This window comes from Alteromonas sp. ABV2_168, assembly GCF_056161165.1.
Window position 1 is genome coordinate 379,899 of sequence record NZ_JBSWYQ010000003.1, and the last position, 16,728, is coordinate 396,626.

Here is a 16,728-nt window from a genome sequence, read left to right on the forward strand (position 1 = left end):
ATGGAATTATCTGATATCGAAACTTTGCTGAAAGACAAGCTGGGTTTAACTGAAGTACACGTTAAAGGCGAAGGTTCACATTTCACAATTATTGCTGTCAGTGACAGCTTCAATGAAATGAGCCGCGTGCAGCGCCAGCAGGCTGTTTACGGTCCGCTGCAGGACAAAATTGCTGATGGCTCAATGCATGCCATTTCTATTAAAACCTTCTCTGAAGCAGACTGGCAGCGTGAGCGTCAGTTCCACGTACCTCAATAACGGTAAATACATCTGTGGATAAACTCGTAATAAAAAAGAGCCCGCCACTGAATGGCGAAGTACGTATCAGTGGTGCTAAAAACGCTGCGCTGCCGTTATTATTTACCCCGCTTCTTACCTCTGACACGTGTCGTTTTACTAACGTACCTGCACTCAGAGATATCAATACCACCACGGCTTTACTGAAAGAACTGGGTGCAGAAGTCTCCCGGCCGGCAACGAATGAAGTCGTTATCTCATCTGCATCACTGAACAGTGTGACTGCATCGTATGACCTGGTAAAGACCATGCGTGCGTCCATTCTGGTTTTGGGGCCTTTACTTGCGAAGCAGGGAAAAGCGAATGTTTCCTTACCCGGAGGCTGTGCTATCGGCGCACGTCCGGTGAATTTGCATTTGTCTGGCCTGGAGCTGATGGGGGCAAAAATTGAAGTCGACGAAGGTTATATTCGCGCTGAAGTAGACGGCCGCCTGAAAGGGGCGCGAATCTTCATGGATATGGTCAGTGTTGGTGCCACGGAAAACCTGATGATGGCAGCAGCGCTGGCAGACGGTATCACCGAGCTGGAAAATGCTGCACGTGAACCGGAAATTGTCGACCTTGCTAACTGTCTGAACCAGATGGGGGCAAAAGTTAAAGGTGCAGGTACCGATCATATCACCATAGAAGGCGTGGAACGATTAAACGGTTGTGATTACCGTGTATTGCCGGACCGTATTGAAACCGGAACGTTCCTTGTCGCTGCTGCGGTATCAGGTGGCAAAGTTAAATGCCTGGATGCTGCACCGGACACGCTGGAAGCCGTACTTAATAAGTTACGACAGGCTGGTGCCGTCATCACCACAGGTGATGACTGGATTGAACTGGATATGCAGGGCAGAAAGCCTAAAGCGGTGCAGGTGAAAACCGCCCCTCATCCGGCTTTCCCGACAGACATGCAAGCGCAGTTTGTCACGCTGAACTGCGTGGCAGAAGGTTCCGGTGTGATTACTGAAACTATCTTCGAGAACCGTTTCATGCATGTGCCCGAGTTACAACGTATGGGCGCTGAAATCGCGCTTGAAGGTAACAGTGCGCTGACGAAAGGGGCATCGCGACTTAAAGGTGCGCCGGTGATGGCCACAGATTTACGGGCATCAGCAAGTCTGGTTATTGCAGGTTTGATTGCTGACGGTGAAACCCACGTGAGCCGTATTTACCACCTTGATCGTGGCTACGAAGGCATTGAAGAAAAGCTCAGTGGTTTAGGGGCTAACATTACCCGCGAAAAAGAATAACCTGACAAGGGCATCGTTACAGTTTGCCTGTTTACGATTGCCCTTACCGGAACTTCGGAAAACGTAATAAAAAGTCAGCGCCACCAAGCTGACTTTTTTGTACCTCACATTCCCCGTCATGCCACAGCATAATGCGCCTGACGATGGCCAGACCCAAACCGGCACCGCCACGCTCACGGCTTCTTGCTGTATCAGGACGGTAGAATGGGACAAAAATTTTCTCTTTGTTTTCTTCGCTTACCCCGGGTCCGTCATCTTCCACATGCAAAACAATATGGGCCCGGTTGTCGCTCACCCGGAGCCGCACTTCCGTTCGGGCGTAGCGGATGGCATTTAGCAGCAGATTTTCAATAGCTCTGCCAATGTAATAATCGTCTCCCAGAACCACTAAACCGTCATTGTCCGCAGTAACTGAAACTGAGATGGCGGTATTTCCGGCAGTCCGTTCTGCTAAATTTTCCGCCATCGCCCTTAACGGGATCTGGCTGACATTCAGTTCAGGCTGACGTCCGTCGTGACGCAAATAGTCCAGCATTTCCTGTACCATACGCTCAAGTTCATTCACGTCTTCCCGCATCGCCTTCCATCCTTCTTCATCAGCGGGACGTTCTGTTGCCAGCGCAAATTTAAGCCGGGCCAGCGGGGTACGCAGTTCGTGCGCGACTGCACCGGTCATTTCTTTATGCCGGTTAAATAATTCGGTTACCTGTGCACTGAGCTGATTTAACGCTTTAGCGATAGGCGCAACCACCGAGCGTTTAGGCAGCCATATTTTCCCGAAAGACCCATCGGCGTTCACATTGCTCAGGCCGCGGGTAATGGTGGTGAGATCCCGCCAGAGTGGCCAGAGCCAGAGCGCAATCAATGCCCCGAGCAGAACGTAGAAAACCGTTGAATACCACAGGGCGCGTGAAAGAGAGCCGGTAACCGGCAGGGTCAGTTCATACAACGTGGTGTCGTCTGCGCGGGCGTATAACTGTATTGAGTCCTGATAGAACAGAGGAACGACTTCGCCGTTTGCCAGCGCCTGTTCCGATGCCGGACTGAAAGCCAGTGAAGCGGCAGGGATCACTCTGGGTTCCAGTTTTGCGCCGGCAAGCCAGGCGGCTCTTTCCTCCGGTTTCCTGGCAACAGTTTCAAGTGCTCTGACAATATCCGTTGCCTCGTCACTCAGGCCTTCGTCTGATGTAAAAAATAACGGCTCCAGCGCGGCACTTAACCCCGCCAGAGCAAGCGCGATAAAAAGATAAAGGCTCAGGAAAAGGCGGGTCACTTTAATCCCACGCGTCTGCAACGAAGAAGAAGCCTTTACCCCAAATCGTTTTTATACGGTAAGGGTTGCTGGGATTATCGTGAAGCTTTTTCCTGAGTCTCGACACCCGAACGTCAGCGGAACGGTCAAGGCCATCATATTCTCTGCCGATGATCTCTTCGTAAATGGTGTTCCGGTCCACTACTTCAGAGGGGTGACTGGCGAGCAGCCATAACATATCGAATTCGTGACTGGTCAGGGTGATTTCTTCACCGTGTAATAATACCTGTCTGGCCGCTTTATCGACGGTAAGGTTTCCATAAGTCAAAACCGGTTCACGTCCCGCTTCATTGAGCCGTCCGGCAGATTTGATACGACGCAGGAGTGCATGAACACGTGCCAGCAGAACTCTGGGTTCTATGGGCTTGGTGACATAATCATCTGCGCCGATTTCCAGTCCCAGCACCTGGTCGAAATCATCATCCCGGGCGGTCATAAACAGTAGCGGGCCTTCATAATGACGTCTCAGATGCTTGCAGAGTGTAAAGCCATCATCACCCGGTAACATCACATCCAAAATGACCAGTGACGGCTTCTGCAGCTTTACTGTTGAGATAAGCTGACTACCGTCAGCCATTGCAGTGACTTCAAAATGATGCTGCTGAAGAAAATCTTTGACCAGCGTGCGTAAACGGGCGTCATCTTCCACCAGGACAATATGTGACATCAGAACAGACTCCATGGATCACGAACCCGTTTTCGCTTTTCTTTTTGTTTCCATTTCACCAGCAATTTTTGGGAATAGATAACATCGCCACGGGTATTTTTTATAAAAATCCAGCTGTCCTGCATTAGCCGGACAGTCTGAGGCGGCAGGATCCCTGTACCGCAGAAAAGCTGTTTCTCATCTGCATAAACACAAAATTCATTGTCAACCGCATGTTGTGGTACATGAATAGTGATGCGCATTTCACAGGGCTCTGTTTGTTGTTCTCCAACACATATCTGGGGCATGATCTCCCAGCTTTCTCCCCGTGCCGTGTTGCAGAGCAGAAAAGTAAATACGAGTATTATTGTTATGATCTTCCCTGACACACCCGGCTCCGCTAAAACTGGTATGTCAGGCCGGTGAAGACCGTGAGAATATCATGACCGGTCAACAACGGGCTTTCCGTCACCGCGTCGGGAAGATACTGATAACGGGTAAAGGCCAGTAAGCCCCAATGTTTGTTAAATTGCCTGGTTACCGCTACATTGACACCCGGCCTGAATCCGCTGCCGGCACTGTACCAGAGCCGCTTATCTGGAGTGTCCTTTCCATCAATACCATAGTAATAGTCGTTAAATGTCCTGTTGTTCCATACCAGTTGCGGACTGACACTGAACAGCCATTTCTGCCAGCGGTGACTGAAACGCCAGGCAATACGGGCCTTTACACCCTGATGGATCCCTGCGATGTCTTTCTCTACTGAAAATTGCCACTCGTTGGTTGGTGAGCTGCCGGCGTGGAACCGTACTCCTGCATGTCCGCCATTTCGGCGATCTGCGATACTGTCTACGTTGATCTCTGTATTGGCTTCGGCGGCCGGAGTGACAGCCAGCTGCTCACGGGAAAACAGCTCTGCCGGGGTGGCATCGAAACCTTCATAGGAAAAGAAAGGGCGGGCTTCACGATCGATAACCAGATAGGCATCAACAGACAAACCCGGCTGGTTACTTTGCCATTGATAACCGAGTTCAAAATTATCAAAATAAAAGGACTCAGCGTACCAGGCTATATCGCCAATCAGAATCAGTGACTGTGTATTGCCGCCTCTCAACGGATTAGTCCGGCCGCCTGCACCAACGGCCGCGGCTACCCGCCACTGACCTGTATCAATGCATTCACCTTTACTGTTGCATCCACTCGCCGCGAGGGCAGGGCCAGTGAAAAGGGTGCAAATGAGAATGAACAAACGAATTTTCAACAAACAAAACTCTTCAGGTGACGTACCGGTAATCTGATGCAGCCAACAGATTAGCCTGCCGGCGGATTGCAAGAAAGGGGCAGTTACAATTTAAAACAAATCTGTACGCTTTGGATCTGACGAAGTGTGTCAAGGCAGGTATGCTGGCTGCACATCTTCTTAAACTGAATTAACAAGTGGTTTACATCGTCAGTAAACGTTACGGGATAGTTCGGGAAAATCACTGAAAAGAATATTAAATAATACTGAATTGCTTTTGCTGGCTGTCAATTTTTTGCAATCTGTGGTACATATACTTTTGTCTGAGTTGACAGTTATCTTTTTAATCTGTCTACCGGTCGAAAAAGACAAAAAAATAACAAGTCCATAGGCATTTCTGGTTTGTATTAAGAGGTAACTGATTACCCGGTTAAGCATTTCAGAGATAGACCTGACGAATCCATCTCAATTTGTTTGTATAGACACAATACAAGTATGTGGTTCAGGGAAGTGTCAAAATTAATGGATAAGATTGAATTTATTGGGGTTCGCGCGTGAGTAATGTAATTTCAGTCCGGCAACAGTTCCGGCGGGTACTGAGTACTGATCCAAAGGATGCTATACCAGCAGTGTTGTTCAGCCTGATGGTGGCCACTATCGTATTTATCGGTGAGCCGCCTTATGCACTGGCTAAAGAGCCTGATTTAGAGAAAACAGCACAGACAGAGAGGCATTGTCCTGACAATCTTCCCTGCCAGACAATGAAAAACCGGAGTTAAAGCTCCGGTTTTTTGTTTCAGACGAACGTCTCCGGCAACAACCGGAAAGCATCAGGCGGTCTTATGATGCCGGTTGCCCCAGCTCTGCCACCGTTGCTGAAATCATCATATTCTCCCCGCCACGGCTGACGTTCAGCTCGAGTGTCGTACCGGGGTCTGTTTCGGCAATCATATCCAGTGTTTTCGATGCACTTTCCAACTGTATGCCGTCAATGGCCAGAATCACATCTCCGGCCCGTAAACCTGCCTGATCAGCAGGGCTACCGTTGGCCACTGCCGTGACTTCAATACCGGGCGTTCCACGATATTCGCTTCCAAGGAAGCCCAGTTGTCCGCGGATCACCTTGCCATTCTGGATGATGTCATCCATTACCCGTCGCGCCAGTTCATAAGGGACAGCAAAGTTAATACCGTCCACGTTACGCACGCCGTTACGGGAATCCCTGACCTGGAAGTTGGCATTGGTGATGCCTACCAGAGTACCGTTGCTGTCGACCAGTGCGCCGCCGGAGTTACCCTGATTCAGTACCGCATCTGTCTGAATAAAATCAACGTAGTTAGACAGTCCGTTGCGTCCGGCGCGGCTGACAATACCATGAGTAATCGTTTGACCGAGATCGAAAGGGTTGCCGATGGCCATGACCATGTCACCAACGTGCAAATCAGGCTCGTCCATCTGAGGAATAACATGCAGGCTGTCCGCATTCACTTTAAGCACGGCAAGGTCAGTAAGCTGATCAGTACCGACAATCTGTGCTTCCAGAACCCGGCCGTCCTGCACAGCAACAAAAATGCTGTCGGCGTTTTCGACTACGTGGTTACAGGTTAACAGGTAACCATTTTCTGTCATGATGACGCCGGACCCCAAACTGGCCCGTTCACGTGCACGGTTACGGAAAATACCGGTGTCGTTTTCAATACTGACACTGTAGATGTTTACAACCGCAGGCGCGGACCGGCTTAATGCAGTGTAGTGAGATTGCCTTGCCGGACGGGTAGTGTTGCCGGAGAAAAAGTTGTCACCAAAGCCTGTACCGCTTCTTAAATCCGGCATGAAGACCAGCATAAGTGCTGCTACTACAAGGCCCAGTACGATAGATTTGACGATAAATAAAAAGAATTGCTTGCCTGCCACGCCTGACTCATTCCATTTTGCCTCTTAACATTATGAACTATGAACGAGGCGGGGTTCATTAATGTTAAGGATATCACCTAAATGATTGAATACCAATCAGGTCATCGGTTTAGCAAAAACAAAACGGGCCGGCAGTATTTGCTGCCGGCCCGCTGTATCTTCACTGCATTTTAATTGCTTAGCGAATGACCAGATAAATGGTGGCTGTGCCCCGTCTGACATTCAGTGCAATGACATTTTCACCGGAATCATCCAGTTTCTCACGGAACTCCGCGACAGTGGTCACTCGTTGGCGGTTAACACCAATGATCACGTCTTCAGGCTGAAGGCCGATACGTGCTGCAGGCGTGTTGCGCTCGATTTCAGACACTTTCACACCATCGTTGCCGGCTTCGTCTTTTCCGTTCACCAGTGTTGCACCTTCCAGCGCAGGGTGAATGGTTGCGGCAGTCACTTTGCTGTCTGCAGCGTCGTCGAGCACCACGTTCACGGTTTTTTCTTCGCCGTCACGAATAATCGTCAGCTCAACCTCAGCGCCGGCACCCATACTGGCAATTTTGGCAGCCATTTCGCGGAAACTGTGAAGACCACGACCATTCACTTCAGTGATAATATCACCGGCTTTCAGGCCGCCTTTTTCAGCCGCAGACTCCGGCGTTACTTCACGTACAAAAGCTCCGCGGTTAGCACTTACGCCCATTGCTTTTGCCAGTCCGGCATCCACATCATTGCCGGTAATTCCCAGCAGTCCGCGACGCACTTCACCAAATTCAGCAATCTGATCCACGAGGTTTTTCATCATATTGCTTGGAATAGCAAATCCGATACCTACGTTGCCACCGTTGGGCCCGAAAATGGCCGTGTTGATACCTACCAGCTCACCACGCAGGTTTACCAGGGCACCACCGGAATTACCACGGTTGATGGCTGCATCGGTCTGAATGTAGTCTTCATAACCGCCAATGTTCAGGCCGGAGCGGCCCATGGCTGAAATGATACCGGAAGTAACGGTTTGTGACAGACCGAACGGATTACCGATAGCTACTACGTAGTCGCCAACACGCATTTCATCTGAGTCGGACAGGGGTAATGCCGTGAGTTTTTCCGCTTCAATTTTCAAAAGTGCGATATCACTTTGTTCATCAGCACCCAGCTTTTTGGCTTTAAATTCGCGGCCGTCACTCAGTTTTACGGTAATCTCGTCGGCGTTTTCAACGACATGGTTATTCGTTACTACGTAGCCTTTTTCCGAATCGATAATGACGCCGGAACCTAGCCCTTTAAATGGTCTTTCCTGAACCTGCTCCTGCGGGCCGCCAAAGAAGTAGCGGAACATTTCCGGTACCTGCCGCGTGGCAGTTTGCGTACCTTCAACGGAAATGCTCACCACAGCCGGCATGGCTTCTTCAAGCATGGGTGCCAGTGAAGGCACTTCCTGTTTTTTATCATCGCCGAAGAAAGGTAACGCAGCGCCTGCCGTGGCAGACATACCCAAAGTACTGGCGACAACACTGGAGACAACCAACATCTGGCGTAGAGATTTCTTCATATTCGCTTACACTCCTCATGTTTCATGCGATATGGTTACTATCACTGACAGACTCAGGTAAGTGAGAAAAAGTTCCTGAATCAGTCCTTTTCTGCGGTAGAACGACCGGCGTTGCCGACAAACAAACCGGAACTTGCGTTAGCAAAGTCTTTAGGCTGAGTGTCAGAAACCGGTGCAGGTTTGGACTTTTCTCTCCCCTGCATATTGTTACGTAAATAGGTAGTAGCCTGCTCACCATAGAAAGGTACGCCGGGCGCATCACCGTCTTCGGCCTGAGTAAGCAAGGTTTCATAATCAGCAACCTGTTGCTTCAATGCCTGGCATTGCTTTTCAATTGACTCAACCGCCTGACGGGTCTGGTGAATGTGATGTGTCGCTTGCTGTGACATCAGTTCCTTAATGTTTTGCTCTGCCTGTTTTGCCGAACCGGAAGCGCCGTCACGGGTATACATATAGCGGGCAACAAAGAAGCCGATAATCAGGCCCGCAATCAGCAGGGCAACAGGAATTAAAACGTCCATTCATTTCTCCAAAAATCTCTGTGTTCATAACTATTTGAGTTAAGCACAGTAAAACAATCACTCATGCCGACTATAGCAAGTAATGAGCGTGAATGCGCATTGCGAATTGTTGCAAAATGCGGATATGGCGATAAAGTTTGATTTCGTCGTTTTTTTCGACGATTCAAAGCAAATCATTGCCTGTAAACCTTATCTGCAGCCCGGCATTGCGTTATGATAGTGGCTTATTCAGGTTTATACGGTATTTGGTTTTACTTCGACCAATACCACCCCGCATAACACACAGCGCTGCGATTCTACCTGTATTTATCCGGAATTTAAGATCAGATTTTGTTTTTTCAAGGAGGTCGGTGCAGCGGACCTTCTGCCTACCTTCTATCGGGAGTAGTTTCGGCGATGACGCCATGGGAAAAATATCAGCAAGATTTGCAGTTGCCCACGTTTAAACATGATCCTGCGCAGGAAAATGCAGTCAGAGCGCTTCAGCGGTTATACGATGATCTCATCAAAGCGCCGTCATCTTCCGGATTCGGTGCAAGTATCAAAAAACTGTTCGGCAAGCAGCCAGTATCAAAGCCGGTAACCGGTATTTATTTTTACGGCGGTGTAGGCCGGGGCAAAACGTATCTGGTCGATACCTTTTTTGAATGTTTGCCTTTCAGTAAAAAATCACGGGTGCATTTCCACCGTTTTATGCACCGCGTTCATGACGAGCTGAAAACTCTGCCTAATGAACCGGATCCGCTGAAAATTGTGGCTGACAGGCTTGCCAGTGAAGCCCGTGTGATCTGTTTCGATGAATTCTTTGTGTCCGACATCACCGATGCCATGATCCTTGGCACACTGATGCAGGAGTTGTTTTCCCGTGGAATAACCCTGGTAGCGACATCGAATATTGTGCCTGATGAACTGTATAAGAACGGCTTACAGCGGGCCCGCTTCTTACCGGCTATTGATCTCATTAATAAACACACTGAAGTCATTAATGTGGACAGTGGTATTGATTACCGGCTTCGTACTCTGGAGCAGGCAGAAATTTTTCATTCACCGCTGGATGCCGATGGCGATAGGCACCTGCATGAGTATTTTGAGCAACTGGCGCCGGAAAATTACCAGACCGGCGAGATGATAGAGGTGAACAACCGTAAAATCCCTACCCGCCGCAGTGCTGAAGGGGTATTGTCTATCGAGTTTTCTGCACTTTGTGAAGGGCCGCGCAGCCAGAGCGACTACATTGAACTGAGCCGCTGTTATCATTCGGTACTGGTTGCCAACGTGAAGCAAATGGGAGCAAACAACGATGACACCGCCCGCCGTTTCATTGCGATGGTGGATGAATTCTACGAACGTCACGTTAAACTTATAATGACCGCCGAAGTGGGACTGGAGCAGCTTTACACTGACGGCCGGCTGAATTTTGAGTTCCGCCGTTGCCTGAGCCGCCTGAAAGAAATGCAATCCAGAGAATATCTGGCCAGGGAACATTTGCCCTGAGTTGGCGGGGCGAACACTTTTTTAGCCGGGACACTTATTGCAAATGAAACACGGCGTGAACCCATCCCTGGGGCCTCGGCTGCCGCATCCATGCGGCAGACGGTTTCATTTGCAATAAGTTTACCCGTCAGCAGCGTTCGCAGTAGGGTGACCAAAGCGACCCGGCGAAAAAGCGCTCGCTCCCGCCAGCCCCCGGCGCCCGGAAGTCACGCAAAACTGTTAACTCAGCGGCAAAGCCGGTAAACTGCACGACAATTTTTTAAACTGTGCCTGAATTTTTTCACGGGCATTGTCAGATAAAAGTACGATACAGAGACCTAAGATGGGCAGAGCATTTGAAGTAAGAAAGAACGCCATGGCCAAAACGGCTGGCGCAAAAACCAAAGTTTATTCTAAATACGGTAAAGAAATTTACGTGTGCGCGAAGAACGGTGGTCCTGACCCGGATACCAATCTGTCGCTTAAGCGTCTGATGGAAAAAGCGAAAAAAGATCAGGTGCCGAGCCACGTTATCGAAAAAGCCATTGATAAAGCTGTAGGTGGTGCCGGTGAAGATTTCGTACCTGCACGTTACGAAGGCTTCGGTCCGGGTAACTGCATGGTGATTGTTGACTGTCTGACTGACAACAATAACCGTACCATTACCGATGTGCGTAATTGCTTCACTAAAACCAATGCCAAAATCGGTGGTCCCGGTGCAGTAGCTCACATGTTCGACCATCAGGCGATTTTCCAGTTTGCCGGTGATGATGAAGATGCTGTGCTGGAAGTATTAATGGAAGCCGATGTAGACGTGACTGAAGTGGAATGTGAAGACGGTAAAATTACTGTTTATGCACCCCATACAGAATTCTACAGTGTGAAAACTGCATTGACTGAAGCGTACCCTGATATCACATTAGATGCTGAAGAAATCAGTTTTATTCCGCAGACTGAAGTAGAGATCAGTGAAGAAGATATGCCCATGTTTGAGAAATTCATGGATATGCTGAACGATTGCGATGACGTGCAGGACGTTTATCACAACGCCATCACGCCAAACTAAGTTGTAAAGAAAATAAGCTATTCTAGATTAAGGAAGCCCACGTCAGTGGGCTTCCTCATTTATAAATCGACGGATTCGGTTTCAGCTTTTATTTAATAGTCAGACATGACTATGTTGCATCAGGCTGATCTGGATTCGGAAGCACCAACAACCAGCTAATCTCCCCTGAACCCGTCTAATTCACTAAATCCGTCTGGAAAACTACAAAAAAATATCAGTAGCATGAGATAGCAACTCCTCTTCGTATGAGTTTCAACCTTTGATTAAAAATTTTCTTTTGGAGACAGTTAAGGCTAGTCTGTTATTTGCACAAAATTGCTTACTGAGCTCAGGAATTAGTGCTTGTAAGTACGCTCGGCCATAAATTAAAGGGATTTAAATTGAACAGATATTTAATTGTGTCAGTCTTTTTAGCAGGTGTATTTTTTTGTCAATTAAGCTTTGGAAAAACATCCTTACCTGAGCTGCCCAAAGACTGGATAGGACTGGCTGTTGAACAAGGCAATATAAAACGAATAACCCTGCATTTAGATGAGAACATTGCGTCCACACAACCAGTTCCTAAGGTGTCAACCGCGCCGGAACGCAGGAGTGGGAGGACGGGAGCTCAACACGAGGCAATGCAATTGGGTAAAGGCGCCCCCTTAAGTGGCAAGGTAGTATTCGATGTCGCAAAAGTTGATGACCTGAATACAATACCTGCGCCCGCTACTTACCCGCTTACCGGTGAGCTTATTTCTGAGCTAAACCTTCTCAAAATACAGTATCAGCCTTATAGGCAACCAGCCGTAATGCTTTTTGGTGCAATTAGCAAAACTAAAGATGAGATTTATCTGTTTTTTGGCGGCCCGCAAAGTAACCAAAAAGCACCGGTTTTGCTGGTGGCTGGTAAAACACTTCCCGAATACATGCAGAGAGCTTTGCATATGGGGGCAGATGTAGATGAAATCAGACAACGAGGTATTGAGGCAAAAGCAAAAACAGATCTGATTAACCAGCAGGTTGAGTTACTCAGAATTCAGGGACAACAAGCCAGAGCCGACGGCAATACAGCATTAGTTGCTGAGCTGCGCCAAAAAGTTAATGACTTGTTTAGCGAGAGCGCAAAAATTAATGCTGAGCAGAACCGTTTGCGGCAAAAGGCTATGGCTGCAAAGCAAAAAGCCCAACGCGAAAAACAACAGCAAAAACAAGCCCGCCTGGTTCAAATCAAAAAGGAAATGGAAAAAGTACAAACAGAATTAGCGCTACAGCAATCAGGGGGAAACAAGGACGCTGTAGATTCGCTAACCCACCAAATGCTTTTGCTTCGATCCCGTCTACAGCATGTTTCCAGTGGCCGGCATCCAGATTTGCAACAAAAAGCTGGTTCAGGCTGTATGCCTTCTCTTACCGCGTGGTTAGACGAGCTTAATAAAAATCCCGGAGCGCCGGCGCAAAGCGTCCAGATTATTCAACTGATTAATTTGTTCAGGCCTTCGGTCTTTAATAGTTACTTTGAGCAAAACCTGTTAGATATGGATGATGAATTGCGTGAAGGGTATGTCTACGAATTAGGGCGTGTTTGTTCGCAGCAGAATAACTTACCGGTAAGAAGATCGCACATTAACGTCTTATCGGGCGGCTTTGGCGAGATACCGCGGGTTTTGCATTACATGAGTGCCGCCATTGGTGGCATGGCGCTTGATGGTGCAGCCGCGTGGCAGGCTTACACTATGGATGAGTTGGCCAAAACGAATGAGTCTGAGGCATTGAGCGAATTTGAAGTGCAGTCTGTTTATGTTCGCAATGCATTGTGGCCTGAAGAAAAAACTCCGGCTGAAACGAGGTTGGTTGAACAAAGGAAAAAGACACAGAGTGAATCTAAAATAGTAACGCCTGAAGAAAAAATACAGGCCGAAACAAAGCGGGTCGAGCACAAAGAAAAGCCGCAGAGAGAAGACGTATACGCTGAAATTAATGCGCGCATTCAACACGCTCAAAATGGAGAGTTGAAAGCACTGATGAGCGCCGTAGAACCGCGGACATTGGCCAGTTGGAATGATCTGAATATAAGAGCCCGGGACGAGGTCAGAGGGTATATTAACAGTGAGCTTCCCGCTTTATTAACTAATTATTTTTCGATACATACTTTGCCTGCGGATTCGGACTATACAACGCCGGAAGAAGCACTTCTTGCCTCCGGAAAGTGGTTTGAGCAACATAAAGATTTGTATGTCGGATTCAGAAATCAGCCCGTAGTGAGCAACACTTTCGCCAGGCTATTTAAAGCGCGTGAGCCCTTTCTTAAACAAGCCAGCCAGAAAGTTATCGATGAAATCAATAAAATTACCAGTATTGATGAACTAAACCAATTTACTACAGACCTGTTTATACGGCCAGATAAGCAGCACTCCTCTACCTGGCAAGTGATTAACGATGCTAAACAGCGCCGCCTTGCAGAACTTGAAGTTATTGCGTATCGGGTAAGGGTAGGAAATGGTCCGTTTAGCGCCGGTGATGATGGCGCCGTTTACATTAACGCGCTGTACCGGAACGACATGCGAATTATTGCAGAGGAAGACAAAAATTTTGAAAAAGCAATGCTCGAATTGACTGAGCTTACGCTTAATTCGGGCATAGTGGAATTCGCGTCTCTATTCGCTGGCCGGCATAGTGAGCCAGAAAACATGAAGCAAGAGATGCGAGACAGCTTGAAGGGTATTAGCATGAGTACAGCAATGACAGGTTTTTTCATTGTTTCATATGAGCACCTGGCAGCCAAATGCTTAGGCCCCGATCCTATCGACTTTACGCGTACCGAAGTATGGGATGATATAAGTCGAACGATTATGGGGGAAGAGGTATATCGCAATACATATAGTAAAACGTATCACTATACAATTGCCAGACGCCATGCCGACATATTCACCCAGTTGGGTAAAGGGACCAGCGCCGGGCACATTGAGACGATGGCAGGCATATATGGCGCTTTAGGAATCATTTCTAAAGATGCACAAGAGTCTTTATTTTCAATGAGTGATAACTTGCGGGGGGTCGCAACGTTTATGCAGCGATATGCCTGCGACAGTGAGGAAATGAAAACATTGGAGAGTGCGTTAACTGGTATTACCCGTTCGCATTTATAAAGTACTAAGCAAATCTGCGGGTCGACTATTTTCTGATGTTAGATGTTAATTAACCGGACCAGTATTATCGTATCGAAATTCCCAACCAGTTTTTTATTGTCGCTTACGCTTAAAAACTTCTGTAGAATGCGCGCCGGAGCTGGCCTGGCAATCGCTGCTCTCGCAAGAGAGGGGAGGAAAGTCCGGGCTCCACAGGGCAGGGTGCCAGATAACGTCTGGGCGGCGTGAGCCGACGACAAGTGCAGCAGAGAGTAAACCGCCTAAGCGCGCAAGCGCCGGTAAGGGTGAAAGGGTGCGGTAAGAGCGCACCGCGCCACTGGTAACAGTGTGTGGCATGGTAAACTCCACCCGGAGCAAGACCAAATAGGCCTTCTATACGTGCGGCCCGCACGGAAGGCGGGTAGGTTGCTTGAGCCTGTGAGTAATTACAGGCCTAGAGGAATGATTGTCCACGACAGAACCCGGCTTACGGCCAGCTCCCACTTCTTAAAACGCCAAAAAAATCTTTTAGATCCTATCTCGTTGAATTGGCTGGTTTTCGGTCAATATCTCATAATAAAGTATAAGTTAAGATAATATTTAGCTGTAGAGAACTAATACAAATCGCGCTTTAATACGTAGGCAAAGGGACAAATTAAATTGCAGGACAGAATAGCCAGAGGTTATCTGAAGCAAATTACTACAATAAGTATTTACCCATAAGGAGATCTCATGGGACAGGCAAAGTTAAGCATTCTCGCTACCGCAGTTGTGTTGGGATTAACAGGTTGTGGTGGTTCAAGTTCAAGTGTTGATGATTCCCGCGAACCGACAAACACCGCGCCGGTTGCCGAAGCCGGCAGTGCGCAGGACGTGGCGACAGGCACTGAAGTTTCTCTGTCAGGCGCAGGCAGCTCTGATGCCGATGGTGATTCTTTAACATACACGTGGGCATTTACATCTGTGCCTTCAGGCAGTGATGCAACCCTCTCCGGCGCGTCCGCTGTTTCAGCTGCGTTCACACCGGATGTAGACGGTGAGTACATCGTCTCTCTGGTGGTTAACGACGGCACAGTAAACAGTGCTTCCGACACTGTCGTGGTAACTGCCACCGCTGCGAATACCGCGCCGGTTGCTGATGCCGGTGCCGATCAAAACGTTCCTACTTCTTCAGTTGTTACTTTAAATGGAGGAGACAGTACAGATGCAGATGGCGACAGTCTGACTTTCAGCTGGTCGTTTTCTTCCCAACCTGCCGGCAGCAGTGCACAGTTAAGTAATGCAGCATCTGCATCACCTACCTTTACTCCGGATGTTGACGGTGAATATACCATTGCTCTGACAGTCAATGACGGCACTACAGACAGTGAAAGTGATGACGTTGTTGTAACAGCCAGTACCGAAAATTCTGCGCCTGTAGCAGAAGCCGGTGCTACTCAGAACGTTACACTGGCAACTTTGGTGACATTAGACGGTTCCGGCAGTAGTGATGCTGATGGTGATACACTGACTTATTCCTGGACCATTGCTTCAGCACCTGAAGCTAACACTGCAGTACTTGGCGGAGCAACGACTGCTGCCCCGACCTTTACGCCGGATGCAGAAGGTGAATATGTTGTTTCACTCATTGTAAATGACGGCACGGTTGATAGTGCTGAAGACAGTGTGACAATTAATGTGGCGAGTGGTAACTCGGCACCTGTAGCGAATGCGGGAGAAGATCAGAATGTTGCAACGGGCGATACTGTTCAATTGGACGGTGCTGCAAGTACTGACTCGGATAATGATGCATTAACTTACGCATGGAGTTTTGTTTCAAAACCCACAGACAGTACAGCGACACTGAATGACGATACTGCTGCAGATCCTACATTCACTACAGATTTGGCGGGTAGCTATGTATTGTCGCTTGTGGTTAACGATGGCACGGTCAGCAGTGCTGCAGACAACGTGCAAATTGAAGCCGTTGATCCACGGGTGAGATTATTCCGCAAGAGCGGTTCGTCGGATACATATAATGAGTTCAGCGTAAGCTCTCAGTTTGCCGGTAACTTCTCCCGTGAAGTCTCTGATCCGCCTCCTGAGTCTGTTACTCTGGTTACCCTGAAGTTGCTTGCCGAAGGTGGCGATTTCACCGTAACAAATGTGTCAGCCTCAGATTCACGAAACGTAGTTGTCCCATTCTTTAGTGGTATCGAAAATGGTACGGTACTGACTAAGGGCACCGAAGTGATTGTGACTCTGGACTCTCCGCCTACAGGTGGTCAGGCAACCTCATTGACCTACACATTTGAGATTGAAGAAACAGGCGAAACATTCCTGGCGGTATACCAGTTCAGTACCACTACACCATAATGTGATACTC

General features: G+C 48.4%; 14 protein-coding genes and 1 other RNA gene. 8 read left to right on the plus strand and 7 right to left on the minus strand.

Annotation, left to right across the window (positions count from 1 at the left end):
- A complete protein-coding gene (locus ACXAH4_RS07260; RefSeq protein WP_119500196.1) occupies positions 1 to 258 on the plus strand; it encodes a BolA family protein in 258 nt (85 codons plus the stop codon).
- A 14-nt stretch (positions 259 to 272) separates the two neighbouring features.
- A complete protein-coding gene (gene murA / locus ACXAH4_RS07265; RefSeq protein WP_474844915.1) occupies positions 273 to 1,535 on the plus strand; it encodes a UDP-N-acetylglucosamine 1-carboxyvinyltransferase in 1,263 nt (420 codons plus the stop codon).
- Positions 1,536 to 1,578: 43 nt separating this feature from the next.
- Here murA and ACXAH4_RS07270 read toward each other — a convergent pair whose 3' ends face one another.
- The 4 genes from ACXAH4_RS07270 to ACXAH4_RS07285 form a co-directional block, all read right to left on the minus strand.
- A complete protein-coding gene (locus ACXAH4_RS07270) occupies positions 1,579 to 2,808 on the minus strand; it encodes an ATP-binding protein (protein ID WP_474844914.1) in 1,230 nt (409 codons plus the stop codon).
- Between the two features lies 1 nt (position 2,809).
- Positions 2,810 to 3,514 carry a response regulator gene (locus ACXAH4_RS07275; RefSeq protein WP_474844913.1) on the minus strand — a complete coding sequence of 235 codons (705 nt, stop codon included), beginning with the start codon at positions 3,512 to 3,514 and terminating at the stop codon, positions 2,810 to 2,812.
- Positions 3,514 to 3,801: a DUF3019 domain-containing protein gene (locus ACXAH4_RS07280; protein ID WP_474844912.1), complete on the minus strand. Its 288-nt coding sequence runs from the start codon at positions 3,799 to 3,801 to the stop codon at positions 3,514 to 3,516. The genes ACXAH4_RS07275 and ACXAH4_RS07280 overlap by 1 nt, the downstream gene beginning before the upstream one ends.
- A 92-nt stretch (positions 3,802 to 3,893) precedes the next feature.
- Positions 3,894 to 4,757: a MipA/OmpV family protein gene (locus ACXAH4_RS07285; RefSeq protein ID WP_474844911.1), complete on the minus strand. Its 864-nt coding sequence runs from the start codon at positions 4,755 to 4,757 to the stop codon at positions 3,894 to 3,896.
- Between the two features lie 530 nt (positions 4,758 to 5,287).
- Here ACXAH4_RS07285 and ACXAH4_RS07290 point away from each other — a divergent pair.
- Positions 5,288 to 5,512 carry a hypothetical protein gene (locus ACXAH4_RS07290; protein ID WP_150154233.1) on the plus strand — a complete coding sequence of 75 codons (225 nt, stop codon included), beginning with the start codon at positions 5,288 to 5,290 and terminating at the stop codon, positions 5,510 to 5,512.
- Positions 5,513 to 5,573: 61 nt separating this feature from the next.
- Here ACXAH4_RS07290 and ACXAH4_RS07295 read toward each other — a convergent pair whose 3' ends face one another.
- The 3 genes from ACXAH4_RS07295 to ACXAH4_RS07305 form a co-directional block, all read right to left on the minus strand.
- Positions 5,574 to 6,578: a trypsin-like peptidase domain-containing protein gene (locus ACXAH4_RS07295; RefSeq protein WP_303573931.1), complete on the minus strand. Its 1,005-nt coding sequence runs from the start codon at positions 6,576 to 6,578 to the stop codon at positions 5,574 to 5,576.
- Between the two features lie 247 nt (positions 6,579 to 6,825).
- Positions 6,826 to 8,196: a DegQ family serine endoprotease gene (locus tag ACXAH4_RS07300; protein WP_474852439.1), complete on the minus strand. Its 1,371-nt coding sequence runs from the start codon at positions 8,194 to 8,196 to the stop codon at positions 6,826 to 6,828.
- Positions 8,197 to 8,276: 80 nt separating this feature from the next.
- Complete coding sequence (locus tag ACXAH4_RS07305) at positions 8,277 to 8,717, minus strand: ZapG family protein (protein WP_474881288.1); 441 nt, start codon at positions 8,715 to 8,717, stop codon at positions 8,277 to 8,279.
- 396 nt (positions 8,718 to 9,113) lie between these two features.
- On the opposite strand from ACXAH4_RS07305, the gene zapE reads away from it, so the two are divergent.
- The 5 genes from zapE (at position 9,114) to ACXAH4_RS07330 (ending at position 16,718) form a co-directional block, all read left to right on the plus strand.
- Complete coding sequence (gene zapE / locus ACXAH4_RS07310) at positions 9,114 to 10,211, plus strand: cell division protein ZapE (RefSeq protein ID WP_474844909.1); 1,098 nt, start codon at positions 9,114 to 9,116, stop codon at positions 10,209 to 10,211.
- A 322-nt stretch (positions 10,212 to 10,533) separates the two neighbouring features.
- Complete coding sequence (locus ACXAH4_RS07315; protein ID WP_119500204.1) at positions 10,534 to 11,256, plus strand: YebC/PmpR family DNA-binding transcriptional regulator; 723 nt, start codon at positions 10,534 to 10,536, stop codon at positions 11,254 to 11,256.
- 338 nt (positions 11,257 to 11,594) lie between these two features.
- A complete protein-coding gene (locus ACXAH4_RS07320; RefSeq protein WP_474881290.1) occupies positions 11,595 to 14,384 on the plus strand; it encodes an OmpH family outer membrane protein in 2,790 nt (929 codons plus the stop codon).
- A gap of 135 nt (positions 14,385 to 14,519) precedes the next feature.
- Positions 14,520 to 14,868: RNase P RNA component class A (gene rnpB, locus ACXAH4_RS07325), an RNA gene on the plus strand.
- Between the two features lie 227 nt (positions 14,869 to 15,095).
- A complete protein-coding gene (locus ACXAH4_RS07330) occupies positions 15,096 to 16,718 on the plus strand; it encodes a PKD domain-containing protein (protein ID WP_474844907.1) in 1,623 nt (540 codons plus the stop codon).
- Positions 16,719 to 16,728: the final 10 nt, after the last annotated feature.

Bases quoted from the DNA above. Each gene is read 5' to 3' on its own strand.
- ACXAH4_RS07260 (WP_119500196.1), top strand. From the start codon at position 1: ATGGAATTATCTGATATCGAAACTTTGCTGAAAGACAAGCTGGGTTTA.
- ACXAH4_RS07275 (WP_474844913.1), bottom strand. From the start codon at position 3,514: ATGTCACATATTGTCCTGGTGGAAGATGACGCCCGTTTACGCACGCTG.
- ACXAH4_RS07280 (WP_474844912.1), bottom strand. From the start codon at position 3,801: ATGCCCCAGATATGTGTTGGAGAACAACAAACAGAGCCCTGTGAAATG.
- ACXAH4_RS07295 (WP_303573931.1), bottom strand. From the start codon at position 6,578: ATGCTGGTCTTCATGCCGGATTTAAGAAGCGGTACAGGCTTTGGTGAC.
- ACXAH4_RS07300 (WP_474852439.1), bottom strand. From the start codon at position 8,196: ATGAAGAAATCTCTACGCCAGATGTTGGTTGTCTCCAGTGTTGTCGCC.
- ACXAH4_RS07305 (WP_474881288.1), bottom strand. From the start codon at position 8,717: ATGGACGTTTTAATTCCTGTTGCCCTGCTGATTGCGGGCCTGATTATC.
- zapE (WP_474844909.1), top strand. From the start codon at position 9,114: ATGACGCCATGGGAAAAATATCAGCAAGATTTGCAGTTGCCCACGTTT.
- ACXAH4_RS07315 (WP_119500204.1), top strand. From the start codon at position 10,534: ATGGGCAGAGCATTTGAAGTAAGAAAGAACGCCATGGCCAAAACGGCT.
- ACXAH4_RS07330 (WP_474844907.1), top strand. From the start codon at position 15,096: ATGGGACAGGCAAAGTTAAGCATTCTCGCTACCGCAGTTGTGTTGGGA.